Here is a 25,854-nt window from a genome sequence, read left to right on the forward strand (position 1 = left end):
GCGTTTTTTCGATACGTATAAGAAACATTAACCACCCGCCCCGCCGTCCCGCCGGAGCTGCCCATGTCGCGTGCCGAGATCGCCCGCTTCGCCCATGATCTGGCCCAGGATCCGGCCCTGCGCCACGTCCTGGCCGAGGCCCGCCCGGCCGATGCGGAAGCCACCGCCGCCCTGCTGCGGCGCCGCGGCTACCAGGTCGAGGCCTGCGACCTGGCGCCGCGCCCGCCCTCCGAACCGGAGGCGCTGCAGGACCGCGCGCTGAAGCGGCTGCGGGGCGGCAGCGCCGCGCTGTTCAGCCGCCTGCTCCGCGGCCTGTCCCCGCGCCGCCAGCCGGCGGGCTGACGGCGCGCCGGCTCAGCCGGCCTCCCAGAGCCGCGCCGCGCCGAAGACCCCGGAGGAATCGCCATGCCGCGCCGGCACCAGCCGGATCCGCGCGACATCGCCGAAGACATAGTCCGGCAGCAGCGCCGGCACCGTCGCATAGAGCCCGCGCAGGTTGGACAGGCCGCCGCCCAGCACCACCACCTCCGGGTCCAGCAGGTTGGCCGTCGCCGCCAGGGCGCGCGCCAGCCGCGAAGCATGGCGCTGCAGCGCCGCCGCCGCCCGCGCATCGCCGGCCGCCGCCGCTTCCTCGATGCCGCCGGCGTCGCGCTGGCCCTCTCCCTTCCAGTCGGCCGCCAGGGCCGGACCGCAGAGGAAGGTCTCCAGGCAGCCCTGCAATCCGCACCAGCAGCGCGGGCCGGGATGCTCCTCGCCGGGGATCGACCAGGGCAGCGGGGTATGGCCCCATTCGCCGGCGACGCGGTTCAGCCCCTCGATCAGCCGGCCCTGCACCACCAGCCCGGCGCCGACCCCGGTGCCGAGGATCACCGCGAAGACCGTGCCGTATCCGGCGCCGGCGCCATCCGCCGCCTCCGACAGCGCCAGGCAATTGGCGTCGTTGGAGACGCGCACCTGGCGCCCGAGCCGCGCGGCGAGGTCGCGGTCCAGCGCCCGGCCGTTCAGGCATTGCGTGTTGGCGTTGCGCACCAGGCCGCTGGCCGGGCTGAGGCTGCCGGGAATGCCGACGCCCAGCCGCGGCAGCGGCAGGCCGAGCTCGCCCGACGCCGCCTCGACCAGCCCGGCCAGGGTGGCGATGATGCCGTCATAATCGCCCGGCGTCGGCGTGCGGCGGCGCAGCCGCACCGCGCCCCCGTCGTCGAGAGCCACGATTTCCGTCTTGGTGCCGCCGAGATCGATGCCGATGCGCATGGCGCCGGACACTGCCGCCGCGGCTGACCGGCGGCAAGGGGCCGCTCAGCCGATCGCGCCGGTCTCCGGCCCGGCCAGCGCCAGGTCGCGCAGCAGCTCCAGCGCCGGGCGCAGCGCCGTCTCCGGCGGCGAGGCCAGCGCGAGGCGCACCGCATCCGGCGCATGCCCCGGCACCACGGCGAATTCGGCGGCCGGCGAGACGGCGATGCGCCGCCGCGCCGCCGCGGCGACGAAGGTCTCCGCCCGCCAATGGCCGGGCAGCGTCAGCCACAGGTGATAGGCGCGCGGATCGCCCTGCAGCGCCAGGCCGGCACTGCCCAGCACCGCGCGCACCAGCGCGTTGCGCGCCGCGCCATCGGCCTGCTTGCGGCGCTGCAGCTCGCGGATGCTGCCATCCTCCAGCCAGGCGGTGGCGACGGCGAGCACGAAGCTGCCCGCCGTCCAGCCGCCCAGCCGCAGCGAGGCCGCCAGCCGCATCCGCAGCGCGGGCGGCGCCACCAGGAAGCCCAGCGTCAGCCCCGGCGCCACCCGCTTCGACAGGCTGTCGACCAGCACCACCCGCTCCGGCGCATGCGCGGCCAGCGGCGGCGGCGCGTCGGGGGCGAGGAAGCTGTAGACCGCATCCTCCACCGCCAGGATGTCGAGCTGGCGCAGCACCGCGGCGAGTTCCGCCCGGCGCCCGACCGGCATGCTGTGGCCCAGCGGGTTGTGCAGCTCGCTCTGCAGGTAGAGCAGCGGGAAGGGATGCGCCCGGTGCGCCGCCAGCACCGAATCGGGGCGCAGCCCGTGCTCGTCCATGGCGATCGGCTGCGGCTGCAGCCCGAGCCGCAGCGCCATGCCCTTGGCCAGCGGATAGGTCATCGCCTCCATCCCCAGCCGGTCGCCCGGCCGCAGCAGCGCGGCGAAGACCGCCGCCAGCGCCTGCTGCCCGCGCCCGGCAAACAGCAGGTCCTCCGGCTGCGGCGCCCAGCCGTCGCGCGCCAGCAGCCCGGCCACCGCCTGCCGCGCCGCGCCGGTGCCGCGCGCCTCGCCGCGCTGCAAGGCGTCCAGCAGCGCCGCCGGATCGGCCAGCCGCGCCAGGCCCGGCGCCAACAGCGCCTCCTGCCCGGCGAGGACGGAGAAATTCACCTCCAGGTCGGTGATGCCGGCCGGCTCGGTCTCCCGCGCCGGCAGGCCGGGCAGGCCCGGCAGCGGCCCGGCGCCAGCGCTCAGCCCGGCGCGCAGGAAGGTGCCGCGCCCGACCTCCCCCACCGTCACGCCGCGCCGCACCAGCTCGGCATAGACCCGGCTGGCGGTGGAGGGCGCGATGCCGCGGGCATGCGCATAGTCGCGGCTCGGCGGCAGCCGCTCGCCCGGCCGGCGCCGCCCGGCGACCAGATCGGCGGTGAGCTCGGAGATCAGGCCGTCAGCCAGGTCGCGGAAATCGGTCATGCGGATAATTGTACCGAGAGCAATGCTTCGGTTGAAGCGAAATCTCGGGGCATGCAATTGATTGCCTCACATAACACCAGGAAGCCCCGCCAATGCTCGGAGCAATTTTCCGAATTGATCGGATCAATCTGTTGCCCCGGGCGCCGCTGCCGCGCCTCTGGGCCCGGCTGGTGCTCTGGCACCGCCGCTCGGCCAGCCGCGCCTGGCTGTCGGAACTGCCGCCCGAGCGGCTGCGCGACATTGGCCTGACGCCGCATGAAGCGGCTCAGGAAGCCCGGAAGGCCTTCTGGGAATAGGGCGGCGCGGCGCGGCCCATCATCCTCCATCGGCCGGTCGGCCGCGCGGCCCCTGCTGTCCCGCAACCTCGTCCCCCACCCCGGGTTGACTCCCCGCACAGCAAGGAGACAGCCCATGGCCGACAAATCCCCGAAGGACAAAGCCCCCGCGCCGCAGGAGCGCGCCAGTGGTAGCGTCGAGAACCCGATCCCACCGGGCGAGGTGCAGCCGGGCGAGATGAACGAGCTGGCCAGCACGCTGGGCGGGCCGGTCGACGTCTTCCCCGGCCGGCAGCGCAAGCCGGCGCAATCCGGGGAATAACCCGCGCCGCGATTGGCCTTTTGCCGCGGCTTCGAGCATAACCGGCGGCCCATTCCCGCCGCCGGTGTCCCCCCATGTCGCACAACAGCTTCGGCCATCTCTTCCGCGTCACCAGCTGGGGCGAGAGCCACGGCCCGGCGATCGGCGGCGTGGTCGATGGCTGCCCGGCCGGCATCGCGCTGAGCGAGGCCGATATCCAGCCCTTCCTGGACAAGCGCCGCCCGGGGCAGAGCAAGTTCGTGACGCAGCGCCAGGAGGCCGACGAGGTCCGCCTGCTCTCCGGCGTCTTCGAGGGGCTGACCACCGGCACGCCGATCAGCTTCATCATCGAGAACACCGACCAGCGCTCGCGCGACTATGGCGACATCAAGAACCGCTTCCGCCCCGGCCATGCCGACCTGGCCTATCACCTGAAATACGGCGTGCGCGACTATCGCGGCGGCGGCCGCTCCAGCGCGCGCGAGACGGCGGTGCGCGTCGCCGCCGGCGCCATCGCCCGCAAGGTGCTCGGCGAGGGCGTGGTGATCCGCGGCGCCATGGTCGCGATGGGGCCGCTCGGCATCGACCGCGCCCGCTTCGACTGGGCGACGGTGGACGGCAATCCCTTCTTCTGCCCCGACCCGACCGCCGTCGCCGCCTGGGAGGAGAAGCTGGCCGCCACCCGCAAGGCCGGCAGCAGCCTGGGCGCCGTGGTCGAGCTGGTGGCCGAGGGCGTGCCCGTCGGCCTCGGCGCGCCGCTCTACGGGAAGCTGGACGCCGACCTGGCCGCCGCGCTGATGAGCATCAACGCGGTCAAGGGCGTCGAGATCGGCGAGGGCTTCGCCAGCGCCGCCCTCGATGGCGAGGGCAATGCCGACGAGATGCGCATGGGCGCCGATGGCCTGGTCGAGTTCCTCTCCAACCATGCCGGCGGCATCCTGGGCGGCATTTCCACCGGCCAGCCGGTGGTGGTGCGCTTCGCGGTGAAGCCGACCTCCTCGATCCTGGTGCCGCGCCGCTCGGTCGACCGCTTCGGCCAGGAGGTCGAGGTGCTGACCAAGGGCCGCCACGACCCCTGCGTCGGCATCCGCGCCGTGCCGGTGGGCGAGGCGATGCTGGCCTGCGTCCTGGCCGATCACCTGCTGCGCCAGCGCGCGCAGAATCCGGAGGCGCCCTTGACCCCGCGCCTGCCCCGGAACTGACCCTGACAAGGAATTGATCAGAGGTTCACACCCCGGTAGCTTGCCGTCAGCCTTGACTAAATCGTGACACCTCCGGATAGGCTGATGCGCAATCGGCGCGAGGCGCGGCCTGATGTTCCTGGACCCTTCCCCTTCCGGCGCGGCCGAGGATGACACCGCCAGCGCCCGTGGCTTCCTGGCCCTGGCCGGCGAGGCCGTCTGGCGCCACCGCATGGCGGACCTGGCGCGGCGGGCCCGGCCCCGCTCCTGGCAGGGCCGTGCCGCGCAGCAGCGCCACGCGCTGGAACTGCTGCTGGCCCGCCTGGCCGATCCAAGCCAGACCCCGCGCCTGACCCGCGCCGAGGCCCAGGTGCTGACCCTGGCGCGCGAGGCCGTGCGCCTGTCCGACACCCTGCCCGAGCGGCCGCGCGCCCGGCTGCGCGAGCGGCTGCTGGACGGCCTGACCGGCCAGGCCACGCTGATCCCGCTGTTCCACCTGCTGCGCGAGGCCAGCCGCCAGCGCGCCCGCGGCTTCGCGGTGCATTTCGCCGGCCTCGCCGAGGATGCGCCCTACGACCTGCGGCTCGAGCGCGACGGCGCCGTCGCCGAGCTGGCCTGCCACACCGTCTCGGCCGAGGAAGGCCGCCACCTGCCGCGCGGCGACTGGTTCGCCCTGGTGGATGGCATCAACCCCGACCTGCAGACCTGGCTGGCCGCGCATCCCGGCCGCTACCTGCTGAAGATGACCCTGCCCGAGGGCATCCAGTCCGCCGCCGAGCGCGACAGCCTGCAGCGCCAGGTCAGCAGCCTGCTGGCCAGCGAGCGCCGCCAGGATGCCTCCGAGGCCGCCATCCTTAAGCTCGACCCGCTGACCCTGGGCGGCATCCAGGCGGCCAGCGCCACTGCCTTGCCCAGCCGGCTGCGGGAGATGTTCGGCCCCGACGCGCATCTGGCGGTGACCGGCGACCCGGCCGGCGGCAGCGTCTTCGTCATGGCCGCCCATGCCGGGCGGGAGAATGCCCTGGCCGCCACCGTCGTCCGCCACCTGGCCACGGCCGCCGCCGGGCGGCTGACCGGCCAGCACCCCGGCATCGTCTCGATCTTCCTGGAGGAGGTCGAACGGGCCGAGTGGCGCACCCTGCGCGACACGCTGGAGCTGGAAGGCGCGGTCCGCCGCTTCTTCACCACGCCGGCCGCCGCCCGCCTGGCCGCCGCCGCCTGCAGCAGCCGATTCGAGCTGTTCGGCCTGGCACCGCCGGAGGCCGCCGAGCAGGGTGAGCTGCGCTACCGCAACCAGGGCCATCCCGAGGCCGGTTCACCCGCGCTGCAACCGGCCATCGCCTCCTTCACCTGAGGCGCAAGCGGCCCGAAACAGTTTTCGCGACTGAACTGATTGTGAGCTTCCTGAAGCCTTCCTGACGGCAAAGTTTCGTCGCCGAACTGCCACTTTTCCCTGCATGCTGCGTTGCAACGTTCTCCACAACCGCTGCGGCCAGGGTCGACTGAAATGTCTGAGCGTGAAATGGAAGCGAAGCTGCTGGAGCTGGACCGGCTGCTGAACGATCCCGAGGTGCAGATGGATCCGCACCGCGTCTGGTCGCTGCTGCAGGAAATCTCGGGCGCCAGCAAGGCGATGCCGCGCGCCGCCTGAGGCCTCAGGCCTTTCGCGCCGCGATCAGGAACTCGCGATTCCCTTCAGGTCCCAGGATCGGGCTGGCCTCGACCCCCAGCACGGTCCAGCCGGGCAGGCCTGACCACCAGGCCTGCACCCGGTCGCAGACCTCCTGGTGCACCGCCGGGTCGCGCACCACGCCACCCTTCCCCACCTTCTCCGGCCCCGCCTCGAACTGCGGCTTGATCAGCGCCACCGCCCAGGCCCCCGGGGCGGCAAGCCCCAGCGCCGCCGGCAGCACCGTCGCCAGGCCGATGAAGCTGGCATCGCAGACCACCACCCCCGGCGCCTCGGGGATCAGCGTGGCGTCCAGCCGCCGGGCATTGGTCTTCTCCATCACCACCACCCGCTCGTCGCTGCGCAGCTTCCAGGCCAGCTGCCCATGCCCGACATCGACGGCATAGACCCGCGTCGCACCGTGGTGCAGCAGCACGTCGGTGAAGCCCCCCGTCGAGGCCCCGACATCCACGCCGACCCGCCCCGCCGGATCCAGCCCGAAGAAGTCGAGCGCATGGCCGAGCTTCATGCCGCCACGGCTGACCCAGGGATGCTCCTGGCCCTTCACCTCCAGCGGCGTGTCCTCGGAGACCGGCTGCCCCGGCTTGTCGACGCGCCTCGTGTTGGAAAACACCTTGCCCGCCATGATCAGCGCCTGCGCCTTGGCCCGACTCTCGACCAGGCCCCGATCGACGAGGGCGACATCGGCACGCTGCTTGGGCATCTTTGGAAAGTCTCTTTTAAGGAAAGGGAGCTGGGCAGGCTGGGGAAATGAATTCCCCCAGACCCCCATCTTCTTTCTGTCCACCGGCCGTTCGCAGACCAGCACCCCTTCTCAGGCGGCACCAGGGCATCGCGGCGGGACGCGGTTGTAAAATCAGTACTCGATCACAGGTCGCGCTGTTGCGGGGCCGTTTCACGTCCTGTCACCACGTGGACACGGCAGTCTGACAGAAAAAGAAGAGGTCCAGGGGAATTCATTCCCCTGGCCTATTTCTGCCTTCTCTTCAGGCCCTGACTGGCTTCAGCGCGTCCCCGGCCCCCAGCGCCGCCACGGCATGGGCGGCGATGGCGGCGGCGGACAGGCCGACCTGCTCGTACTGGGCCTTCGGCGAGTCATGGTCCGTGAAGACGTCGGGCAGCACCATCGGGCGGAACTTCAGGCCGCCGTCCAGCAGGCCCTGCCAGGCCAGGTGCTGCATCACCAGCGAGCCGAAGCCGCCGACCGAGCCTTCCTCGATGGTGATCATCACCGCGTGGTTGCGGGCCAGCTGCTCGACCAGCTTCGTGTCGAGGGGCTTGGCGAAGCGGGCATCGGCGACGGTGCAGGACAGGCCACGGGCGGCGAGCTCGTCGGCCGCCTTCAGGCATTCCTGCAGCCGGGCGCCGTAGCTGAGGATGGCGACGCTGCTGCCCTCGCGCAGGATGCGGCCGCGGCCGATCTCCAGCGGCGTGCCGCGGGCGGGGACCGGGACCAGGCCGAAACCCTCGCCGCGCGGGAAGCGCAGCGCGGTCGGCCCTTCCTCGAAGGCGGCGCAGGTGGCGACCATATGGGCCAGCTCGGCCTCGTCGGCGGCGGCCATCAGCACCATCTCGGGGATGCAGCCGAGATAGGCGATGTCATAGGCGCCGGCATGGGTGGCGCCGTCGGCGCCGACCAGGCCCGCGCGGTCGAGGGCGAAGCGAACGGGCAGCTTCTGCAGCGCCACGTCATGGACGACCTGGTCATAGGCGCGCTGCAGGAAGGTCGAGTAGATGGCGACGAAGGGCTTCATGCCCTCGGTGGCCATGCCGGCGGCGAAGGTCACCGCATGCTGCTCGGCGATGCCGACGTCGAAGGTGCGCTTGGGGAAGCGCTTCTGGAAGGCGTCGAGCCCGGTGCCGGAGGGCATGGCGGCGGTCACCGCGACGATGCGCGGATCGGCCTCGGCCTCGGCGATCAGCGCCTGGGAGAAGACCTTGGTATAGGTCGGCGGGCCCGGCGGCGCCTTGGCCTGGGTGCCGGTGACCACGTTGAACTTGGAGACGGCGTGGTACTTGTCGGCGCTGGCCTCGGCGGGGGCGTAGCCCTTGCCCTTCTGCGTCACCACGTGGAGCAGGATCGGCGCGCCGTCCTCGGCATCGCGCAGGTTGCGCAGCACCGGCAGCAGGTGGTCCAGGCTGTGCCCGTCGATCGGGCCGACATAGTAGAAGCCCATCTCCTCGAACAGCGTGCCGCCGGTCAGCAACCCGCGGGCATATTCGTCGGCGCGGCGGGCGGCGCGTTCCAGCGGCGCCGGGAAGCGGCGGGCCAGCTTGGCCATCATCTCGCGCAGGGAGAGGAAGGGCCGCGACGAGATCAGCCGCGACAGATAGGCCGACATGGCGCCGACCGGCGGCGCGATCGACATGTCGTTGTCGTTCAGCACCACGATCAGGCGGGAGCGCATGGCGCCGGCGTTGTTCATCGCCTCATAGGCCATGCCGGCGCTCATCGCGCCGTCGCCGATCACCGCGATGACGTTGCGGTCGTCGCGGGCTTCGCCGGGGATGGCCCGCTTCAGGTCGCGCGCCACCGCCATGCCGAGGCCGGCGGAGATCGAGGTCGAGGAATGCGCCGCGCCGAAGGGGTCGTATTCGCTCTCCGACCGCCGGGTGAAGCCGGAGAGGCCGCCCCCCTGGCGCAGCGTGCGGATGCGGTCGCGCCGGCCGGTCAGGATCTTGTGCGGATAGGTCTGGTGGCCGACGTCCCAGATCAGCCGGTCGCGCGGCGTGTCGAAGACGGCGTGGATCGCCACCGTCAGCTCGACCACGCCCAGGCTGGCGCCCAGATGGCCGCCGGTCTGGCTGACCGCGTGGATGGTCTCGGCGCGCAGCTCCTCCGCCACCTGCTTCAGCTGGTCGGCCGAGAAGTTGCGCATGTCGGCCGGCACGCGGACGCGGTCGAGCAGCGGCGTCGCGGGCGGGGCGGCGGGAGAGGTCCCGGCGGGGGGGGGTGTCGCCATCAGGACCTCCGGGCGATGGTATAGTCGGCCAGCATGCGCAAGAGATCGGCACGAGGACCGAAACTGTCGAGGTGTGCCCGGGCCTGGGCGGCCAGTCTTTCCGCATGCACCCGGGCGCGCTCCAGCCCGAGCAGCCCGACCAGCGTCGCCTTGCCGGCGGTGGCGTCCTTGCCGGTGGCCTTGCCGGTCTCCGCGGCGCTGCCGGTGGCGTCGAGGATGTCGTCGGCGATCTGGAAGGCGGCGCCGAGCTCGCGGCCATAGAAGCAGAGCGCCTGGCGCTGCTGGCCCGGCGCCTTGCCGAGGATCGCCCCGGCCTCGGCCGAGAACTCGATCAGCTTGCCGGTCTTGAGCATCTGCAGGCGGCCGATGGCGGCCTCGCCCATCGGCACGCTGCCGGCCAGGCTCTGGTCCTCGGCCAGCATGTCCAGCATCTGGCCGCCGCACATGCCGCGCGGGCCGGCGGCCAGCGCCAGGCGCAGGCAGAGCTCGGCGCGGACGGCGGAATCGGAATGGGTGTCCTCGGCGGCCAGCACGGCGAAGGCCTGGGCCTGCAGCGCGTCGCCGGCCAGAATGGCGGTGGCCTCGTCGAAGGCGCGGTGGACGGTGGGCTTGCCGCGGCGCAGGTCGTCATTGTCCATCGCCGGCAGGTCGTCATGCACCAGCGAATAGGCGTGCAGCATCTCGATGGCGGCGGCGACCCGCAGCGCCGAGGTCTTGGAGACCCCGAACTGCGCCGCGCCTTCCACGACCAGGAAGCCGCGCATGCGCTTGCCGCCGCCCAGGCAGGCGTGGCGCATGGCAGCGAACAGCCGCGCCTCCGGCCCCTCCGGCATCGGCAGCAGGGCGTCCAGCGCGTCCTCGATCTCGCCCGCCGCGGCGCGCAGCGCCTCGGGCAGCATCGGGGCGGCGGTCACGGCAGGTCGCGCAGGGTGGCGCCCATCGGCGACCCGCCCGGCCCGGCGACGATGGCCTGCACCTTCTGCTCCGCCTCGGCCAGCTTGGCCTCGCAATGGCGGCGCAGCACGGCGCCCCGCTCATAATCGGCGATCGCCTCCTCGAGCTTCGCCTGGCCGCCCTCGAGCTTCTTCACGATGGCATCGAGCTCGGCCAGAGCGGCCTCGAAGGACAGGGCGGCGACGTCCTGGTGGGGCGTCTCGGACATGACAGGCACCTCAGGGGGTGGCGGAAAGCGGCATCAGGCGCAGAGCAGCGCCCGCACATGGCCGGCGGCCGAAGACGCCAGCGCCTCCAGATCATAGCCGCCTTCCAGCGTGGAGACGACCCGCCCGCCGCAGAGCCGGTCGGCGATCCGGCAGATTTCGGCGGTCAGCCAGTTGAAATCCGCTTCCCGCACGCGGAGTTGCGCCAGCGGGTCGCGCGCATGCGCATCGAAGCCGGCCGAGACGATGATCAGCTCCGGTCCGAAGCCTTCCAGCGCCGGCAGCAGCCGGTCGCGCCAGGCGGCCCGGAAGGCCTCGCCATCGGCGCCGGGCGGCAGCGTGGCGTTGATGACATTGCCCACCCCGGTCTCGCTCTCCAACCCGGTGCCCGGATAGCAGGGCGACTGGTGCGAGGAGAGGAACAGGATGGTCGGGTCCGCCTCCACCACCGCCTGGGTGCCATTGCCGTGGTGGACGTCGAAATCCAGGATGGCGACGCGCCCCAGCCCATGCGCCGCCTGGGCATGGCGGGCCGCGATCGCCGCATTCGAAAACAGACAAAAACCCATCGGCCGGTCGGGCTCGGCATGGTGGCCGGGGGGGCGGACGGCGCAGAAGGCGCGCCTCACCTCGCCGCGGCAGACCGCATCCACCGCGGCGATGCCGGCGCCGGCGGCGCGCAGCGCGGCCTCGGCGCTGCCCGCGCTCATGCCGGTGTCGCCATCCAGCATGACGATGTCATCGCCCTCGGGGCGGATCGCCAGGATGCCCTCGACATGGTGGCGCGGATGCACCCGCAGCAGCTGTTCCTCGGTGGCGCGCGGCGCCTGCTCCTGGATGGCGGTGGCGAATTCCTCGCCCTCCAGCGCGGCGAGGACGGCGCGCAGCCGGCCGGGCTCCTCCGGATGGCCCTCGCCATTGGAATGGCCGAGGCAGGCCCGGTGGGTGACCAGCAGCAGGCTCATGCCTCGGCCACGGGCTCGGCGTCGCGCTTGCGGAGCGTGAAGCGGTACTGCCCGGCCTGCTCGCTGAAGCCGACCAGGGCATGCCCGGTCTCGCGGCTATAGGCCTGGAAGTCCTTCACGCTGGCCGGATCGGTGGCCAGCACCACCAGCCGCGCCCCGGGAGGAAGGCTGCGCAGGGCCTTGTTGGCCTTCAGCACGGGCAAGGGGCAGGTCAGGCCCTGCACGTCCAGCATGGTCTCGCTCATGAAGGGATAGTGGAGCGGAGAGGCGGGAAAGAGAAGGCTTGGAGGAACAAGGCTGGGGGAATGAATTTCTTTCCATCGGCCATTTTGTCCCCAGGCACCACAGCGGCAGTGATACCAGGGTGTCACGGCGGGTCGAGTGCAGTGTCCCGCCTGGTCGGGAGGCAGCGGCAGCCTGACAGAAAAAAGATGGAGTCCAAGGGAATTCATTCCCCTGGCCTTCTCCTGTCCTCTCTTTTCTAAAGACCTAATAAATCGAGGGTCTTCCCGATGACCTTCGCTTCATCGAAAAGCGCCAGCGCCCTCTCCCGCCCGGCAGCACCGAAGCGCGCCCGCAGCAACGGATCGGCGGCCAGCCTGCGCAGGGCCTCGGCCAGGGGCGCCACGGTCAGGGGCGGCACCAGGAAGCCGGTCTCGCCGTCGATCACCTGCTCGCGCGGGCCGCGGATGTCGGTGGCGACCACCGGCAGGCCGGTCAGCATCGCCTCGATGACCGACATCGGCAGGCCCTCGAAATGGCTGGGCAGGCAGAAGACATCGGCCGCCGCCAGGACCTGGCCGACATCCTCGCGATAGCCCAGGCGCTTCAGACGCGGGCCAAGCAGCCGTTCGGCGCGGACGAAATCCTCGGCCATGTCGGGGCCGTGGTCGGAGGCGAGGCGCTCGCCGACCACCCAGAGGGTGGCGCCGGGGACCTCCTCCAGCGCGCGCAGCAGCTCGACATGGCCCTTGTGGCGCACCAGCCGGGAGACGATGACGACGACGCAGTCCTCCGGCGCGGCGCCGAATTCGGCGCGCAGCCGGGCGCGGGCCTGCGGGTCCGGGCGGAAGCGGCCGGGGTCGCGGCCATTGCCGATGCCGACCGCGTGCGGCGCGATGCCCAGGCGGCGGGCATCGGCCGCCTCCTCCTGGCTGACGGTCAGGAAGACGTCGGTGGCGCGGCCGCCCAGCCATTCCAGGCCGAGCGCCAGGTTCTTCCGCCAGGCGGGGCCGGGCTGGTTGAACAGGAAGCCATGGCCGGTATAGGCGATGCGCGGCACCCCGGCGGCCTTGGCGGCGGCGCGCGCCAGCAGGCCGGAGATCGGCATATGCGCGTGCACCAGGTCGAATTTCTCCGCCCGGAACACCTCCAGCAGCGCGCGGAAGGCCTTCAGCTGGGCGACCGGGTTCAGGCTGCGCGCCATCGGCACCGGGACGATGCGGAAGCCCTCGGCGCGGGCGACCGAGAGCAGCGGGCCCTCGGCGCAGATGCCGACCACCTCGTGGCCGCGCGCGCGGGCGCCGCGCATCACCGGCAGCACGAAATGCCGCAGCGAGAAGTCGACGTTGCAGACCTCGGCGATCTTCATGGCGCGCGAGAGGCCGCTCAGCCTTCCTCGACGATGCCGGGGGTCGGCAGGTTGACCCGGCTCAGCGCCCATTGCACCGAGGCGGTGCCGGGCTCGGCCAGCAGCACGACCTGGCTGGTGCGGCGCGGCTCGCCGGCCATGAAGACGCTCTCCTCCACCGCCAGCTTCGCCCGGCTGGCGCGCAGCCGCCAGGAGGCGCCGGAGGGCAGCCGCAGCAGCACCGAATTCTCCTCCGCCTGCGGGCTGGCGACGACGCCGGGATGCAGGTGGAAGCGGATCTCGTAGGCGGCGGGGTTCTCCGCCTCGACCGAATCCTCGCCGCGCAGGTCGTCGCCGGATTCGGAGAGATAGAGGCGGCGGCGGTGCAGCGCGCCGAAGCCGCGCTTGTAGCCGTCATGGCTGGCATCCAGCCACTGGGCGCCATTGGCCTCCTGCCGCTCCGCCTCGACGGTCTCGGGGCGGCGGCCGAGGCCCTCCTCGCGCAGCTCGCTGCTGTTGGTATCGGCCAGCACCAGGGTGGAATGGGCGGCGGTGGCGCGCAGCGCGTCGCGCCAGGCACTCTCGGCGGCGGTGGCGGCGCCGCAATTGACGATCAGCCGGTCGCGGCCGACCGACATCTCGAAGGCCAGCGTGCCGGCATGGTGGAAGCGGTCGGCCTGGCGCGGCAGGCCGGCGGGGCTGAGCGTCGCGCGGCCCTCGGGCGGCGGGCCGCAATCGACGATCACCAGGGTGCGGCCGGCCTGCAGCCGCTGGAAGCCGGCCTCGGGCAGGATCAGCGGGGCGCGGCCGCGCGCCTGGCCCTGGGTCAGCACCAGGTCGACCAGGGCGGCGCCCTCGTCGCGGGTGCCGTTGAACAGCGCCAGCCCGCCATCGCCATGGCGGAACAGCCGCAGCGCCGGGGCGGCGCGGTCCAGCGCCAGCGCCAGATGCGGCGGCGCCTCGAGGCCGGCGCCATGCAGCAGGTTGCGGATCTCGATCAGGTCCTGCACCGCCAGCAGCAGCTGGCCGGGCGAGCGCTCGACATGCGCGCCGTCGGGCAGGATCTGCCGCTCGATCTCCTGCGGCAGGACGCGCAGGCAGCGGGCGATCCAGGGTTCCTCGTTCAGCGCGACGGAGGCCGCCATGGCGCCCTTCAGCGCCGCCAGGCCGCCGCGGTGGCGCGCCTCGGCCGGCAGCGTCGCGACCAGCACGCGGGCATCCTGGGCCAGCCGCACCATCAGCGCGCGGCGGAACTGGTCCTCGGCGGTGGCGGCCAGGAAATCCCAATGGCCGAGCCAGGCGGAGAGGCGGGCGCCGGCGACCTCGGGGGCGGCGGCGATCACCTCGCTGCTGCCGCGCTCCAGCCAGTCGGCGGTGAGGTCGCGGGCGCGCAGCCGCGCGCCGTCGGTGCCCAGCGCGCGCAGGTCGCGCAGCCAGCAGAAGCCGTGCACGGCGGCACGCCAGAGCGCGGAGCCGCTGCCCTCGCCCCAGCCCTGGCCGCCTTCCTCGGCGGTGATCAGCGGACGGCTGGTGCCGCTGACCTCGCATTCGCCGCGGAGCAGCCGGTGGCCGCGCGTCGCATCGCCGGGCCAGAGGTCGCGGAAGGCGCGGGCCGGCGCCTCCGGCACCTTCACCGGCTTCAGCCCGGCCATTACCCGGCGGGCGCCGCGCAGCCAGTCGGACATCAGGCGGTGCCCCTCGAGGGAGAGCCGCGCAGGGTCGCGATGGCGGCGGCATAGTCCGGCGCGCCGAAGACGGCGGTGCCGGCCACCAGCACGTCGGCGCCGGCGGCGATGCAGAGCGGCGCGGTCTTGGCGGTGACCCCGCCATCGACCTGCAGCGCGATGTCGCGGCCGGTGGCGTCGATCATGCGGCGCAGCGTCTCCATCTTCGGCAGCTGGCTCTCGATGAAGGACTGGCCACCGAAGCCGGGATTGACCGTCATCACCAGCACCAGGTCGACCAGGTCGAGCACATGCTCGATGGCGGCGACCGGGGTGCCCGGGTTCAGCACCACGCCCGGCGACTTGCCGAGGGCGCGGATGGTCTGCATCGAGCGGTGCAGATGCGGCCCCGCCTCGGGGTGCAGGCTGATGCGGTCGGCGCCGGCCTCGGCGAAGGCCGCCAGATAGGGATCGGCCGGCGCGATCATCAGATGGACGTCGAAGCACATGGCGGTCTTGCCGCGCAGCGCCTTCAGCACGGCGGGGCCGTAGCTGATATTGGGCACGAAATGCCCGTCCATGATGTCCAGATGGAGCCAGTCGGCGCCGGCGGCATCGATGGCGGCGACTTCCTCACCCAGCCGCGCGAAATCGGCAGCCAGCAGGGACGGGGCGATTTTGACCGGACGTGTCACGACGGATGTTATGCCTTCTGCGCGGGTGCAGAACAAGCTGAGACGGAGCAGGTCGCGCCCGGCTTGTCATCAGTAAATCTAGAGAAACCGGACCTCTCGGCAGCAAAAAACAATAAAAAGCCGTCCCCCCGCGGCAGGCCGCGGGAGGCACGGCGGCCGGCGTCAGGCGGCGCGGAAGCGGGCCATGAAGAAGCCGTCCATGCCGCCTTCCGGCGCCCAGAGGTCGGGCCGGGTGCGCAGCCAGCCCTCGGGCGAGAGCGCCGCCTCCAGCCCCGGCACTTCCTCGGGCCGGATCGGGTCGGGCAGCAGGCCGGCGGGCGGGCTGGCCGCCTGGGCCTCGCCCTCCTCCCGCTGCAGCGAGCAGGTGGCGAAGACCAGCCGGCCGCCCGGCGCCAGCAGCTTCGCCGAAGCCTCCAGCAATTGCCGCTGCAGCGCCGCCAGCGTGCCGATATCGGCCGGGCGCTTCAGATGCGGCACGTCGGGGTGGCGGCGGATGGTGCCGGTGGCCGAGCAGGGCGCGTCCAGCAGGATGGCGTCGAAGCGGCGGCCGGGCTGCCACTGCGCCACATCGGCCTGCACCGTCTCAGCCCCGAGATTCAGCCGGGCCAGGTTCTCGCGCAGCCGCAGCAGGCGGGTCGGGTCGCGCTCGACGGCGACCACCTCGGCGCCGGCGGCGGCCAGCTGCGCGGTCTTGCCGCCCGGGGCGGCGCAGAGATCGGCGACCGACATCCCCGGCCGGGCGGCCAGCAGCCGCGCCGGCAGGGCGGCGGCGGCATCCTGCGCCCAGGCCTCGCCGGCGATGAAGCTCCCCAGCTCGGTGATGCGGGTGCCGGCGGGGAAGCGGGCGGTGCCGGTCGGCAGGCGCAGGGCGCCTTCCGGGAAGCCAGCGCCCGGCTTCAGCGACAGGTCGAGCGGCGCCGGCAGGCGATGCGCCCGGGCGATGGCGCGCACGCCGGCGCCATAGGCGGCGTGCCAGGCGCTCCACAGCCAGGTCGGCGTGTCGAGCCGCTCGCCATCCAGCTCCTCCAGCGCGGCGGGGCCGGCGGCAGCGACCTTGCGCAGCACCGCATTGACCAGCCCGGCGAAGGGCCGCGGCACCAGGTCGACGCAGCTGGAGACGACCGCATGCGGCGGCGTCTCCAGCAGCAGCAGCTCGGCGGCGCCGATGCGCAGCACCTGGCGCACCTCCGGCGGCGGCTCGCGGCGCAGCGAGGGCTCGAGGACGGCGTCGATGCTGCCCAGGCGGCGCAGCACGGCCGCCGCGATGCGGTGCGCGGCGGCGCGGTCGCGCGCCTCGCCGGGCGGCAGGGCGTCCAGCGCCTCCTCCAGCCCGCGATGCCGGTCGAGCACGGCGGTCAGCAGCGCGAGGGCTGCCGACCGGGTCGGGTTGCGGCGGGGCGCGGGCGCGCGGTCCCCCCCGGTGCGGGGGCCACGGGAAGCGTCGGAACGGGGGCGGCGGTCGGCGGGCGGCTTCATGTCCGGGATGCTATGGGCCGGAAGGCGGTGCCCTGTCGAGGGCGGAGCGGGCGTCTCGCATTGACGCTATACTTCCGCGGCCAAAAGGCTTTACAGCCCGGCGCCATGCCCCTGCCGAGCTTTCCCCCGCGCGCCGCCGATTTCCTCGATCGCCTGCCGGAGACGCGCTGGCCGCGGCTCTGGCTGATGCTGCTCTGCCTGGCGCTCTGGCTGCCCGGCTTCGCCAGCCTGCCGCAGGGCGACCGCGACGAGAGCCGCTTCGCCCAGGCCAGCCGGCAGATGGTGGAATCCGGCGACTACGTGCGCATCCGCTTCGGCGAGGAGGAGCGCAACAAGAAGCCGGCCGGCATCCACTGGGCCCAGGCGGCCTCCGTCCATGGGGCGGAAACCCTGGGCATCGGCTCCCGCGACCAGATCTGGCCCTATCGCCTGCCTTCCCTGCTCGGGGCGCTGGCGGCGGTGCTGGCCACCTTCCACTGGGGCAGGGCGCTGGTCGGGCGTCGCGCGGCCTTCACCGCCGCCGCCATGCTGGCCGCCAGCACGGTGCTGGTGGTCGAGACGCATATCGCCAAGACCGACGCGGCGCTGCTCGGCACCGTGGCCGTCGCCATGGGGCTGCTGGGGCGGGCCTATCTGTCGCCGGGCAGCTTCACCACGCGGCAGGCGGCGGGGTTCTGGGCGGTGCTCGGCCTGTCGATCCTGCTGAAGGGGCCGATCGGGCCGCTGGTGGCGCTGCTGGCCGTCGTCACCCTGGCCGCCGCCGACCGCGGCGGCGCCTGGCTCAAATCGCTGAAGGCGGGCTGGGGCGTGCCCCTGATGCTGGCCGTCGCCGCGCCCTGGTTCGTCGCCATCGGCATCGCCACCGAGGGCCGCTTCTTCGCCGATGCCGTCGGCGGCGACATGCTGAACAAGGTCAATTCCGGCGAGGAGGCGCATGGCGGCCCGCCGGGCTACTACCTGCTGACCTTCGCGCTCAGCGCCTTCCCGGCCGGCTTCCTGGTGCTGCGCGCGCTGCCCGCCGCCTGGCGCGACCGGCTGAACCCCGGCACCCGTTTTCTTCTCGCCTGGATCGCGCCGAGCTGGCTGATGTTCGAGGCGGTCGCGACCAAGCTGCCGCATTATACCCTGCCGGTCTTCCCGGCGCTGATGCTGCTGGGCGCCGCCTGGGCGATGGACCCGCTGCGCCGCCCGGCGCCGCGCTGGCTGGCCTGGCTCGGCGCCGGGCTGCTTTCGGTGGTCGCCGTGGCGCTGGGGGTGGCGGCGGCGGTGCTGCCCTGGCTGGCCGACCACCGGATCGACCCGGTCTCGCTGCTGGTGCTGCCCTTCGGCCTGCTGCTGCTCTGGGCGGTCTTCGCCTGCCTGAAGGCCCATGCTCCCGGCCGCGCCGCGTTGGCCGCCGCCATCCTGGCGGTGCCGCTCTATGCCGGCATCCTGGGCGGGCTGCTGCCACGGCTGGAGGCGCCCTGGATCGGCCCGCGCGTGGCGCAGACGCTGGCCGCGCAGGGGCTGGCGAAGCCGGGCGGCGAGGGCTTCGGCATCGTTGGCTACCACGAGCCCTCGCTGGTCTTCGCCACCGGCACCCGCACCGCGCTGCTGCGCGACGGCAGCGCGGCGGCCGACTACCTGGCCGCGGCGCCGGGCCGCGTCGTCGCCATCGGCGACCGCGACCTGGCGCGCTTCCAGGCCGAGGCGCAGCGGCTGAACCTGGTGCTGCAGCCGGTGGGCGAGGTCGGGGGTTACAACTACACCCGCGGCCGCCGCCTGCTGCTGCGGCTGTTCAGGCTGGAGCGCGCATGATCGACTGGGTCACGGACATCGTCGGCGACGCCGGCCCCATCGGGGTCTTCCTGCTGATGTTCCTGGAGAACCTGTTCCCGCCGATCCCCTCCGAGCTGATCATGCCGCTGGCCGGCTTCGCCGCGGCCGAGGGGCGGATGCCGCTCTGGCTGGCGGTGCTGGCCGGCGCCGCCGGCTCGCTGATCGGCAATGGCGTCTGGTACGAGATCGGCCGGCGGATCGGCGGCGAGCGGCTGCGCGGGCTGGTGGCGCGGCATGGCCGCTGGTTCGCGGTCAGCCCGGCGGAACTCGACCGCGCCGAGGGTGTGCTGCGCCGGCACGGGCCGGTGGCGCTGTTCTTCGGCCGCATGCTGCCGGCGATCCGCACCCTGATCTCGATCCCGGCGGGGCTGGTGCGGATTCCGCGCGGCGTCTTCTACTTCTGGACCAGCCTCGGTGGGCTGGTCTGGGTCGCCGTGCTGGCCGGCGCCGGCTTCCTGCTGCAGGAGCAGTACCAGCGCGTCGCCGATACCCTCGAGCCGCTGAGCTATCTGGTGGTGGCGGGGCTGGTCGGCGCCTATCTCTGGCACCTGTTCGTCCGGTCCCGCCGCTCGTGACGCCCCCCTCACGGAGGGGGGCCGAGACGGTCAGATCACGCCGAACAGCAGCAGGAGGATGATGATCGGGATGGGGATGCCCAGCAGCCACAGCAGGATCGAGCGCATTCTCTTCCGGTCCTCGGTCTCGGTGTTCTCGGCCTGGGCAACGCCACATGCCGGCCGGGGTTGCCGCGCCGCCGCCTGAGGGCCCTCTCCCGCTCCCTGCCGGCGACCCCCTCCCGGCTACCGGCACCGTCACCGCCACGTTTTTTCCGGCAACGGCGTGTAACCCGTGCCACGCCCTGGCGTTCAGCCTGGCAGACCGCCCCACTGAGGGGCCGGCTTGTCGAGCATGAAGGACGAGGAAGAATGCGCCAGCGCAAGATCGGTTTTGCCATCCTGATGTCGGCCGGCCTGATGGGCCTCGCGGCCTGCAGCTCGAGCCCGACCGGCACCGCCCCGGAGCGCGCGCTCGATCGCGCCGCCGGCACCAACACCTCGGGCGCCTATCCGATGCAGTCGGACGGCATGCCGGGCAACCCGCCGGGCACCGCGGCCACCCGCGCCGTCGACCGCGCCGCCGGCACCAACACCTCGGGCGCCTATCCCTCCCAGTCGGATGGCACCCGCGCCAACCCGCCGGGCACCGCGGCGACCCGCGCCTATGACCGGACCACGGGTTCCAACACCTCGGGCGCCTATCCGCAGAACGGCCCGCGCCAGTAAGCGCGGCCGTGTAGGCGGCAGCCTGCCCTGTTCGCCTCCGGGACTTCGGTCCCGGGGGCTTTTTTATGGGCTGGCCGCCGCCGCAGGCAGCAAGAAGCCCCGCCGGATCGCTCCGGCGGGGCTGGTTCAGGCAAGTCCGGGTAAGGCGGGCCTGGTGAGACGGCCGGGGGTCAGACCCAGCCGCGCCCCGCCACCAGCGAGACCAGGAACAGCACCAGGAAGATGACGAACAGGATCTTCGCGATGCCGCTGGCGGCGGAGGCGACGCCGGAGAAGCCGAGCACGCCGGCCACCAGGGCCACCACCAGGAAGATGAGCGTCCAGTACAGCATGGGTTCCTGTTCCTTTGGACCGGGGAAAGAAAAAGCCGAGGCCGCTTCGGCGGCATCGGCTTTGCAACGCAGTGTTCCAGCCCCGGTTTCAGGCGGCCGGTCCCGCTGTCACCTTTCCGCCGGGCGGCCGGCCGGGCCTGGCCCCGCCGCCCTGCCGAACGCCGCCCTGCCGGACGCCGCCCTCCTGGCCGCCGCCAGGATGGCGGCCAGGACAGGCTGCGCCTCAGCCGATCGGCACGGTGGAGGAGACCGCCTGGTAGGTGGCGATGGCCAGCGCCAGCGGTTCGAAGGGCTTGCTGATGACGAAGGCCGGCTCGACCTGCTCGGCGGTCAGCAGCCGCTCCGGATAGGCGGTGACGAAGATCACCGGCACCTCGACCTCGCGCTGGATGCGGTTGACCGCGTTGATGCCGTCGCCGCCGGCGCCCAGGTTCACATCGGCCAGGATCAGCCCGGGGCGCTTCTGCTTGGCCATGGCGACCGCCTGGGCCTCGGTGGCGGCGACGCCGACCACGCGGTGGCCGCAGGCCTCGACCAGCTGGCGGACGTCCATGGCGATGATCGGCTCGTCCTCGATCACCAGGATCTCGGTCGCCGCGGCGCTGCGCAGCGCCTCGCGCGCCGCGTCCAGCTCGGTCTCGGCGACGTCGCGCGGCACGCCGACCACGGTGGCGGCGTCGGCGATCACCAGCTCCTCCAGCGCGGTCAGCAGCAGCAGCTGGCGCTGGCGGGCGGTGAGATTGGCGCCCGGGCCCGGCGCGGGCGGCGGCGCGATGCGGGTCACCCCGGCATAAAGGGCGAGCTTGGCCGGCAGGTCCGGCAGCCCCTCGCGCAGCGCGGCCGCGACCAGGGCGTCGCCCGCCGCCTGGCTGCCGCTGAGCGCGCGGGCATAGCGCCGGGCGGGCGGCAGGCTTCGGAGGAGCTCGGCTTGGCTAACGGCGTTCATGTGCTGGCCCTCGTATCCATCCTGGTTGCTGAAGCTAAACTGCGTCTGGACTGAAGATGGTCATGCATCCCGACGATAACCGATGCGCCGGTTCCGATCCGGCCAACCCCCAGCCGGCCGCTTCGCAGCCGGCCGTGCCGCAGCAGGCCGACCCGCTGCGCCGGCTGCTGCCCGGCCTGCTGCCGGAGCTGCGGGCCTTTGCCCGCTTCCTGGCGCGCGACGCGGCACAGGCGGACGACCTGGTGCAGGAGGCAATCCTGCGGGCCCTGCGGGCGGAAGCCCAGTGGGATCCTGCCACCAGCCTCAGAGCCTGGCTGTTTCATATCCTGCGGAACGCCTTTCTGGAACAGCTGCGGCGTCGCGGCACCGAACGGCGGGCGCTGGAGCGGCTGCCGCCGCCGGCCATGCCGGCCGCCTCGGAGCAGGAGGCCCGCGGCCAGGTCGCCGACCTGCAGCGCGCCATGGCCGCCCTGCCGGCGCCGCAGCGCGAGGCGCTGATCCTGGTCGGCGCGCACGGGCTGTCGCATGAGGAGGCGGCGGCCGTGGTCGGCGTCCCGGTCGGCACGGTGAAGGCCCGTGTCGCGCGGGCCCGCATGGCCCTGGCGCAGAACTGGACGGAAAGCGGCTCGCCCGCCTGAGGGCGGGCAGCCAGAAACGGCGCCCGGCGCAATGCGCGGGCGGCTTCGACAGAACCGGCAGTCCAGGGGAGGCTGGCGGTGCCGCGGCAGGAGGATTCAGGTCGGTACATCGATACGCAGAATCGAAAGCCTGGCCGGGGTTAGGGTTTCCAGGGAAAATGCATGGCAGGTATGCGTTTTATTCATCCCCCTCATGCAACTGCGGGCCTGCCTGGCGCATTGGTTGGGTATGCAAGGCGAGCACAGCACCATGACCAGCGTCACCCCGATCCAGGCCGATGCCGCGCCCAAGAGCACCTCGCAGGAGGGCCCGAGCTTCCACGATCAGCTCGTGGCGCTGCTGCCGCGGCTGCGCGTGCAGGCCGTCTCCATGACCCGCAACCGCGCCGATGCCGATGATCTGGTGCAGGCTGCGGTCAGCAACGCGCTGGCGGCGCAGCACAGCTTCACCCCCGGGACCAATTTCGGCGCCTGGATGTTCCGCATCCTCCGCAACCGGTTCCTCTCCGACATCCGCCGCAAGCGCGACACCTGCGAGATGGACAGCGCCCCGGCCGAGGCCCTGGCCCGTCCGGCCGCGCAGGAAGACAGCTTGGCGCTGCGCGAGCTGCGCCGCCGCCTGGCCGACCTGCCGGAGGATCACCGCACCGCGCTGCTGCTGGTGACCGTCCAGGGCATGTCCTACGAGGAGGCCGCCGGCGTCATGAAGTGCGCCGTCGGCACCGCCAAGTGCCGCGTCTTCCGGGCGCGCCGCCAGCTCGAAGCCTGGCTAATGGGCGAGAAGCAGGCCCCGCGGCGCGGCGCCGACAAGGCCGCTGCCAGCAGCAAGGCCGAGGGCAAGACGAAGGCACAGCCGAGCTCTAGCGCAGCCGGTCGCGGAAATGTTACCTTGCGCGGTACTGGCCGTGCCAGTGAGGTGCGGGCACTGCATCCGGAAATGTGATGGACGATCGAGCAGACAAGCGCATGCTGGCGGAACCGGCCGTGGAGGCCAGCCGCTCTGGCTCACGGCACGCCCGGCCCGGCGCGCCCGATGCTGCCTTCGACCTCTGGCTCCAGCGCGGGCTCCATGCGATGTATGATGGCGTTGCGAATGAGCCCATTCCGGACGAGTTGCTGCGTCTGATCGAACAGGACCGCTCCGGTGCTGCCAACAAACCCTCTTCCCCCGACCCATCATCGGGGGGAAAGCCCGGCTCCGGCCAACGAGACGGGTGAGGCGGCTCGCCCCGCAGCGGCCGCTGCCGCTGCTCCGGCATCAGGTCCGGTGTCACCCCCGCCCCGGCGGAGCGGTGCCGCCGGCTTCCTGATTCGCCACTTCCCGCTGCGCCGCATGTTGCGGGGCGTCCGCGGTCGCATGCTCCTTCTGTTGCTCGCCGCCAGCGTGCCGGTCGTCGGCATCGCCGGCGCCAATGCCGTCCTCAGCTACGAGGCCGAGCTCGCGGCCGGCCGCCGCACCGCGCGCATCCTGGGCGACGTCGCGGCCGCCCGCCACGGCGCCGCGGTCGAGCTGCTGCAGGACACGCTGAACGGCCTGGCCCTGGATCCCCGCGTGCTGACCGCCGGCGACGCCTGCGACGCGCTGGTCGCGGCGGTGGCCGGCATCTATCGCGGTCGCTTCGGCAATATCTGGGTCGCCGAGCCGGATGGCACCACCCGCTGCAGCGCCCTGCCCGGGCCGGCGGCCAATGTGCTGGGCCGCGACCCCGCCTTCCGCAGCAGCCTGGCCATCGAGGGCTTCGCCCTCAGCTCCTTCCGGCGCGGCCGTGCCAGCGACCAGCCGGTGGTCACCGCCACCCTGCCGATCCGGGTGGCGGGCGAGCTGCGCGGCGTGGTCGCCGCCAGCCTGCTGCTGAACTACTTCGTCCAGGCCGAGACCCGCAGCGACGGCCAGAACGGCCAGCGGGAGGCGCAGCGGATCTGGCTGGTCGACCGCGAGGCCACCGCCCTGCCGCTGACCGCCGCTGCCGTCGCCGAGCTGCCCGATCCCGCCGTGCTGCAGCGCCTGCACGGCGAGTCGGGATCGAGCACGCTGGAGATCCCGGCCCGCGGTGGCGCCGAGTTCGCCTATGCCAGCACCCGCCTCGAATCCGGCCTGCGCCTGCTGGTCGGCCTGCCCACCGGCGAGATCCGGCGCGCGGCCAACACCGTCCTCGCCCGCCGCGCCGCCGAGCTCGCCGCCTTCCTGCTCGCCTGCCTCGTCATCATCGTGCTCGGCGCCGACATCGCCATCGCCCGCCCGCTGCGCAGCCTGGCCTGGCGGGTGCGCGCCTGGCGGCCCGGCGCCCCCTTCGGCGGCCGCGCGCTGCGCGGCGAGCCCGACGAGGTGCGCGCCCTCGAACAGGCCTTCATCGACGCCGCCTCGGCGATCTCCGCCCGGCAGGAGGAGCTGCGCGCCGCGCTGCGCCAGCGCGACCTGCTGATGGCCGAGATCCATCACCGGGTGAAGAACAACCTGCAGATCGTGGCCAGCCTGCTGAACCTGCAGGCCGGCCGGCTGCGCGACCCGAAGGCGCGCGCCGAATTCGCCACCGCCCGCGACCGCGTCCAGGCGCTGGCGACGCTGCACCGCCATCTCTACACCAACCAGACCTTCGAGGTGATCGCGCTGCGGCCCTTCCTCGAGGAGCTCGCCCAGCAGCTCTTCGCCGCCCTCGGCGAGCGGCCGGGCCAGCGCATCACCCTCTCCATCGAGGCCGACGAGCTCGAGATCGTCACCGACCAGGCCGTCTCGCTCGCCCTGCTGATCACCGAGACGGTGACCAACGCCATCAAGCACGGCTTCGCCGATGCCCGCAGCGGCACGCTGACCATCTCGGTGCGCGGCGAATCCCGCCCGGCCGGGGAGGAAGGCGAGGCGGAGGAGCAGGTGGTGCTGCGCGTGCATGACGACGGCATCGGCCTGCGCCTGAACGACGACGAACCCGGCCAGGGCGCCAACCAGGGCATCGGCCTGACGCTGATCCGCGGCTTCGCCCAGCACCTGGGCGGCGAGATCGAGATCCAGGGCCAGGGCGGCACCGAGATGCTGCTGCGCTTCCCGCTGCGCCAGCGCGAGCCGGAGCCCAAGGCCCCCGCCCGCTACGAGGCGCCGCCCTCCGCCGCCACGCCCCGCCCCTGAACCGCGTCCCGCGCAGGACTTCCGCCGCAACCCGAGCCTGGGCGCGGCGTTGACCTGGCAGCACGGTGAAGGAGCCCTCGCGCATGACCAAGATGATCAAGGCTGTTCTGCCTGTCCTGCTGCTCGCCGCCCCGCTGGCGCTGGCCGCCTGCAACGAGGGCCCGGCCGAGCGCGCGGGCCGCAGCCTGGACAATGCCGCCGCCAATGTGCGCGACGCCGTCGACCCGCCGAAGGGTCCGGGCGAGCGCCTGGGCCGCAGCATCGACCGCGCCACCAACTGATCCGCCACGCGCGACGGCCCCGGCGGCAGCCTCGACTGGTTGCAGCCCGGCGGCCGACGCGCGATCCTGACCGAAACCTCCCGAGGAGGCCCCGCATGCGCCGTTTCTCCGTTCCCTTCGACACCGGCTCCGTCGAGGACCGTATCGCCGACCTGCGCCAGCGCCTGGACGCCCTGGTCGAGGAGCAGATCAACCCTGCCCTCAGCCGGGCCGGCAGCCGCGCCCAGGATCTGGCCAGCCAGCTCGGCAGCTCCACCCGCAGCGAGGCCCAGCAGGTCGCCACCATGGTGCGTGACCGCCCGGTGGCCACCATCGCGGTGGCCGTCGGCATTGGCTTCCTACTCGCCAAGCTGCTGAAGCGCTAGCCGGCGATGCGCGCCCTCCGCCTCGCCACGGCCTCGCTCGAGGCGGAGCGCGTCCGCCTCGGCCTGTTCAGCCAGCGCCTGCTGTGGCGCCTGGTCTATGGCATTGCCGCCGCGCTCTTCCTCATCGGCGCCTTCGCCATGCTGCATGTGCTGGCCTGGCTGGCGCTGACGCCACAGGTCGGGCCGCTCGGCCGCGCCGGCATCCTGCTGGGTGCCGACCTGCTGATCGGGCTGGTGCTGCTGCTCATCGCCGCACGCGACCGGCCGACCACGGCGGAAATCGAGGCCCGCATCCTGCGTGACACGGCGCTGACCCAGGCACGCGCCAGCTTCGGCCTGCTGCCGCTCATCGGCGGGGTGGCCAGCTCGCCGCTGCTCGGGGTTCTGCTGGGCTACTTCAAGGGGCGCCGTAAGTAAGAGAAGGCAAGGCTGGGGGGAGGTATCCCCC

General features: G+C 72.9%; 30 protein-coding genes. 16 read left to right on the top strand and 14 right to left on the bottom strand.

The features are described from left to right. Positions 1 to 63: 63 nt before the first annotated feature. The gene (locus WFI16_RS13160) at positions 64 to 342 is read left to right on the top strand and encodes a Nif11-like leader peptide family natural product precursor (protein ID WP_419898274.1); all 279 of its coding nucleotides are present in this window, start codon (positions 64 to 66) and stop codon (positions 340 to 342) included. 12 nt (positions 343 to 354) lie between these two features. On the opposite strand, the gene WFI16_RS13165 is transcribed toward WFI16_RS13160, so the two are convergent. Then, positions 355 to 1,251 (bottom strand): ROK family protein, encoded by an 897-nt coding sequence (locus WFI16_RS13165; protein WP_419898275.1) that lies wholly within the window; start codon positions 1,249 to 1,251, stop codon positions 355 to 357. A 45-nt stretch (positions 1,252 to 1,296) separates the two neighbouring features. Continuing rightward, entirely contained in the window at positions 1,297 to 2,682 is a 1,386-nt protein-coding gene (locus WFI16_RS13170) for an aminotransferase-like domain-containing protein (RefSeq protein WP_419898276.1), read from the bottom strand. Positions 2,683 to 2,813: 131 nt separating this feature from the next. On the opposite strand from WFI16_RS13170, the gene WFI16_RS13175 reads away from it, so the two are divergent. From WFI16_RS13175 to WFI16_RS13195, 5 genes are all read left to right on the top strand, one after another. Next, positions 2,814 to 2,978, top strand: a complete 165-nt coding sequence (locus tag WFI16_RS13175) for a DUF1127 domain-containing protein (RefSeq protein WP_419898277.1) — start codon at positions 2,814 to 2,816, stop codon at positions 2,976 to 2,978. Between the two features lie 115 nt (positions 2,979 to 3,093). Next, entirely contained in the window at positions 3,094 to 3,279 is a 186-nt protein-coding gene (locus WFI16_RS13180; RefSeq protein WP_419898278.1) for a hypothetical protein, read from the top strand. Positions 3,280 to 3,353: 74 nt separating this feature from the next. Continuing rightward, positions 3,354 to 4,460, top strand: coding sequence for a chorismate synthase (gene aroC, locus WFI16_RS13185; protein WP_419898279.1), 1,107 nt, complete (start codon positions 3,354 to 3,356; stop codon positions 4,458 to 4,460). A 112-nt stretch (positions 4,461 to 4,572) separates the two neighbouring features. Beyond that, positions 4,573 to 5,793 (top strand): hypothetical protein, encoded by a 1,221-nt coding sequence (locus WFI16_RS13190; protein WP_419898280.1) that lies wholly within the window; start codon positions 4,573 to 4,575, stop codon positions 5,791 to 5,793. Between the two features lie 153 nt (positions 5,794 to 5,946). Next, positions 5,947 to 6,090, top strand: coding sequence for a peptide chain release factor 1 (locus tag WFI16_RS13195; protein ID WP_419898281.1), 144 nt, complete (start codon positions 5,947 to 5,949; stop codon positions 6,088 to 6,090). Positions 6,091 to 6,094: 4 nt separating this feature from the next. Here WFI16_RS13195 and WFI16_RS13200 read toward each other — a convergent pair whose 3' ends face one another. The 10 genes from WFI16_RS13200 to WFI16_RS13245 all read right to left on the bottom strand — a co-directional run bounded on the left by WFI16_RS13200 (position 6,095) and on the right by WFI16_RS13245 (position 16,622). Continuing rightward, positions 6,095 to 6,832 (bottom strand): TlyA family RNA methyltransferase, encoded by a 738-nt coding sequence (locus tag WFI16_RS13200; RefSeq protein WP_419898282.1) that lies wholly within the window; start codon positions 6,830 to 6,832, stop codon positions 6,095 to 6,097. Between the two features lie 283 nt (positions 6,833 to 7,115). After that, positions 7,116 to 9,092, bottom strand: coding sequence for a 1-deoxy-D-xylulose-5-phosphate synthase (dxs, locus tag WFI16_RS13205; RefSeq protein WP_419898283.1), 1,977 nt, complete (start codon positions 9,090 to 9,092; stop codon positions 7,116 to 7,118). Next, positions 9,092 to 9,991 (bottom strand): polyprenyl synthetase family protein, encoded by a 900-nt coding sequence (locus WFI16_RS13210; RefSeq protein WP_419898599.1) that lies wholly within the window; start codon positions 9,989 to 9,991, stop codon positions 9,092 to 9,094. Before WFI16_RS13210 ends, dxs begins: the two co-directional genes overlap by 1 nt. 11 nt (positions 9,992 to 10,002) lie before the next feature. After that, positions 10,003 to 10,254: an exodeoxyribonuclease VII small subunit gene (locus tag WFI16_RS13215; RefSeq protein ID WP_076959550.1), complete on the bottom strand. Its 252-nt coding sequence runs from the start codon at positions 10,252 to 10,254 to the stop codon at positions 10,003 to 10,005. A gap of 33 nt (positions 10,255 to 10,287) precedes the next feature. Continuing rightward, positions 10,288 to 11,217 carry a histone deacetylase family protein gene (locus WFI16_RS13220; RefSeq protein ID WP_419898284.1) on the bottom strand — a complete coding sequence of 310 codons (930 nt, stop codon included), beginning with the start codon at positions 11,215 to 11,217 and terminating at the stop codon, positions 10,288 to 10,290. After that, positions 11,214 to 11,462 (bottom strand): sulfurtransferase TusA family protein, encoded by a 249-nt coding sequence (locus WFI16_RS13225; RefSeq protein WP_419898285.1) that lies wholly within the window; start codon positions 11,460 to 11,462, stop codon positions 11,214 to 11,216. Before WFI16_RS13225 ends, WFI16_RS13220 begins: the two co-directional genes overlap by 4 nt. A gap of 236 nt (positions 11,463 to 11,698) precedes the next feature. Then, positions 11,699 to 12,808 (bottom strand): glycosyltransferase family 4 protein, encoded by a 1,110-nt coding sequence (locus tag WFI16_RS13230; RefSeq protein ID WP_419898286.1) that lies wholly within the window; start codon positions 12,806 to 12,808, stop codon positions 11,699 to 11,701. 17 nt (positions 12,809 to 12,825) lie between these two features. Beyond that, on the bottom strand, positions 12,826 to 14,472 hold the full coding sequence (locus WFI16_RS13235; RefSeq protein WP_419898287.1) for a heparinase II/III family protein: 1,647 nt from the start codon (positions 14,470 to 14,472) through the stop codon (positions 12,826 to 12,828). Then, entirely contained in the window at positions 14,472 to 15,146 is a 675-nt protein-coding gene (rpe, locus tag WFI16_RS13240) for a ribulose-phosphate 3-epimerase (protein WP_419898288.1), read from the bottom strand. The genes WFI16_RS13235 and rpe overlap by 1 nt, the downstream gene beginning before the upstream one ends. 162 nt (positions 15,147 to 15,308) lie before the next feature. Continuing rightward, a complete protein-coding gene (locus WFI16_RS13245) occupies positions 15,309 to 16,622 on the bottom strand; it encodes an RsmB/NOP family class I SAM-dependent RNA methyltransferase (protein WP_419898289.1) in 1,314 nt (437 codons plus the stop codon). A gap of 105 nt (positions 16,623 to 16,727) precedes the next feature. Here WFI16_RS13245 and WFI16_RS13250 point away from each other — a divergent pair, with 105 nt between their 5' ends. The 3 genes from WFI16_RS13250 (at position 16,728) to WFI16_RS13260 (ending at position 19,723) form a co-directional block, all read left to right on the top strand. Beyond that, positions 16,728 to 18,419 (top strand): ArnT family glycosyltransferase, encoded by a 1,692-nt coding sequence (locus WFI16_RS13250; protein ID WP_419898290.1) that lies wholly within the window; start codon positions 16,728 to 16,730, stop codon positions 18,417 to 18,419. Further along, on the top strand, positions 18,416 to 19,015 hold the full coding sequence (locus WFI16_RS13255) for a DedA family protein (protein ID WP_419898291.1): 600 nt from the start codon (positions 18,416 to 18,418) through the stop codon (positions 19,013 to 19,015). The genes WFI16_RS13250 and WFI16_RS13255 overlap by 4 nt, the downstream gene beginning before the upstream one ends. 351 nt (positions 19,016 to 19,366) lie before the next feature. After that, positions 19,367 to 19,723 carry a hypothetical protein gene (locus WFI16_RS13260; protein WP_419898292.1) on the top strand — a complete coding sequence of 119 codons (357 nt, stop codon included), beginning with the start codon at positions 19,367 to 19,369 and terminating at the stop codon, positions 19,721 to 19,723. Positions 19,724 to 19,893: 170 nt separating this feature from the next. Here the strand turns inward: WFI16_RS13260 and WFI16_RS13265 are convergent, their stop codons facing one another. Both WFI16_RS13265 and WFI16_RS13270 read right to left on the bottom strand, forming a co-directional pair. Further along, positions 19,894 to 20,055 (bottom strand): DUF1328 domain-containing protein, encoded by a 162-nt coding sequence (locus WFI16_RS13265; protein WP_256022903.1) that lies wholly within the window; start codon positions 20,053 to 20,055, stop codon positions 19,894 to 19,896. Between the two features lie 223 nt (positions 20,056 to 20,278). Further along, entirely contained in the window at positions 20,279 to 21,001 is a 723-nt protein-coding gene (locus WFI16_RS13270; RefSeq protein ID WP_419898293.1) for a response regulator, read from the bottom strand. Between the two features lie 62 nt (positions 21,002 to 21,063). Between WFI16_RS13270 and WFI16_RS13275 the strand changes: the two genes are divergently transcribed. From WFI16_RS13275 to WFI16_RS13305, 7 genes are all read left to right on the top strand, one after another. Further along, complete coding sequence (locus WFI16_RS13275) at positions 21,064 to 21,639, top strand: sigma-70 family RNA polymerase sigma factor (RefSeq protein WP_419898294.1); 576 nt, start codon at positions 21,064 to 21,066, stop codon at positions 21,637 to 21,639. Positions 21,640 to 21,889: 250 nt separating this feature from the next. Beyond that, positions 21,890 to 22,582 carry a sigma-70 family RNA polymerase sigma factor gene (locus WFI16_RS13280; protein ID WP_419898295.1) on the top strand — a complete coding sequence of 231 codons (693 nt, stop codon included), beginning with the start codon at positions 21,890 to 21,892 and terminating at the stop codon, positions 22,580 to 22,582. Further along, the gene (locus WFI16_RS13285) at positions 22,582 to 22,857 is read left to right on the top strand and encodes a NepR family anti-sigma factor (RefSeq protein ID WP_442970688.1); all 276 of its coding nucleotides are present in this window, start codon (positions 22,582 to 22,584) and stop codon (positions 22,855 to 22,857) included. The genes WFI16_RS13280 and WFI16_RS13285 overlap by 1 nt, the downstream gene beginning before the upstream one ends. A gap of 139 nt (positions 22,858 to 22,996) precedes the next feature. Continuing rightward, a complete protein-coding gene (locus tag WFI16_RS13290; protein WP_419898296.1) occupies positions 22,997 to 24,760 on the top strand; it encodes a sensor histidine kinase in 1,764 nt (587 codons plus the stop codon). Between the two features lie 83 nt (positions 24,761 to 24,843). Continuing rightward, entirely contained in the window at positions 24,844 to 25,041 is a 198-nt protein-coding gene (locus WFI16_RS13295) for a hypothetical protein (RefSeq protein ID WP_419898297.1), read from the top strand. Between the two features lie 95 nt (positions 25,042 to 25,136). Next, the gene (locus WFI16_RS13300) at positions 25,137 to 25,406 is read left to right on the top strand and encodes a hypothetical protein (RefSeq protein ID WP_419898298.1); all 270 of its coding nucleotides are present in this window, start codon (positions 25,137 to 25,139) and stop codon (positions 25,404 to 25,406) included. Positions 25,407 to 25,412: 6 nt separating this feature from the next. Continuing rightward, on the top strand, positions 25,413 to 25,823 hold the full coding sequence (locus WFI16_RS13305) for a hypothetical protein (RefSeq protein WP_419898299.1): 411 nt from the start codon (positions 25,413 to 25,415) through the stop codon (positions 25,821 to 25,823). Positions 25,824 to 25,854 lie beyond the last annotated feature (31 nt).

Origin of the sequence: Roseomonas sp. USHLN139 (genome assembly GCF_037145735.1) — a bacterium.
Taxonomy (GTDB): domain Bacteria; phylum Pseudomonadota; class Alphaproteobacteria; order Acetobacterales; family Acetobacteraceae; genus Pseudoroseomonas.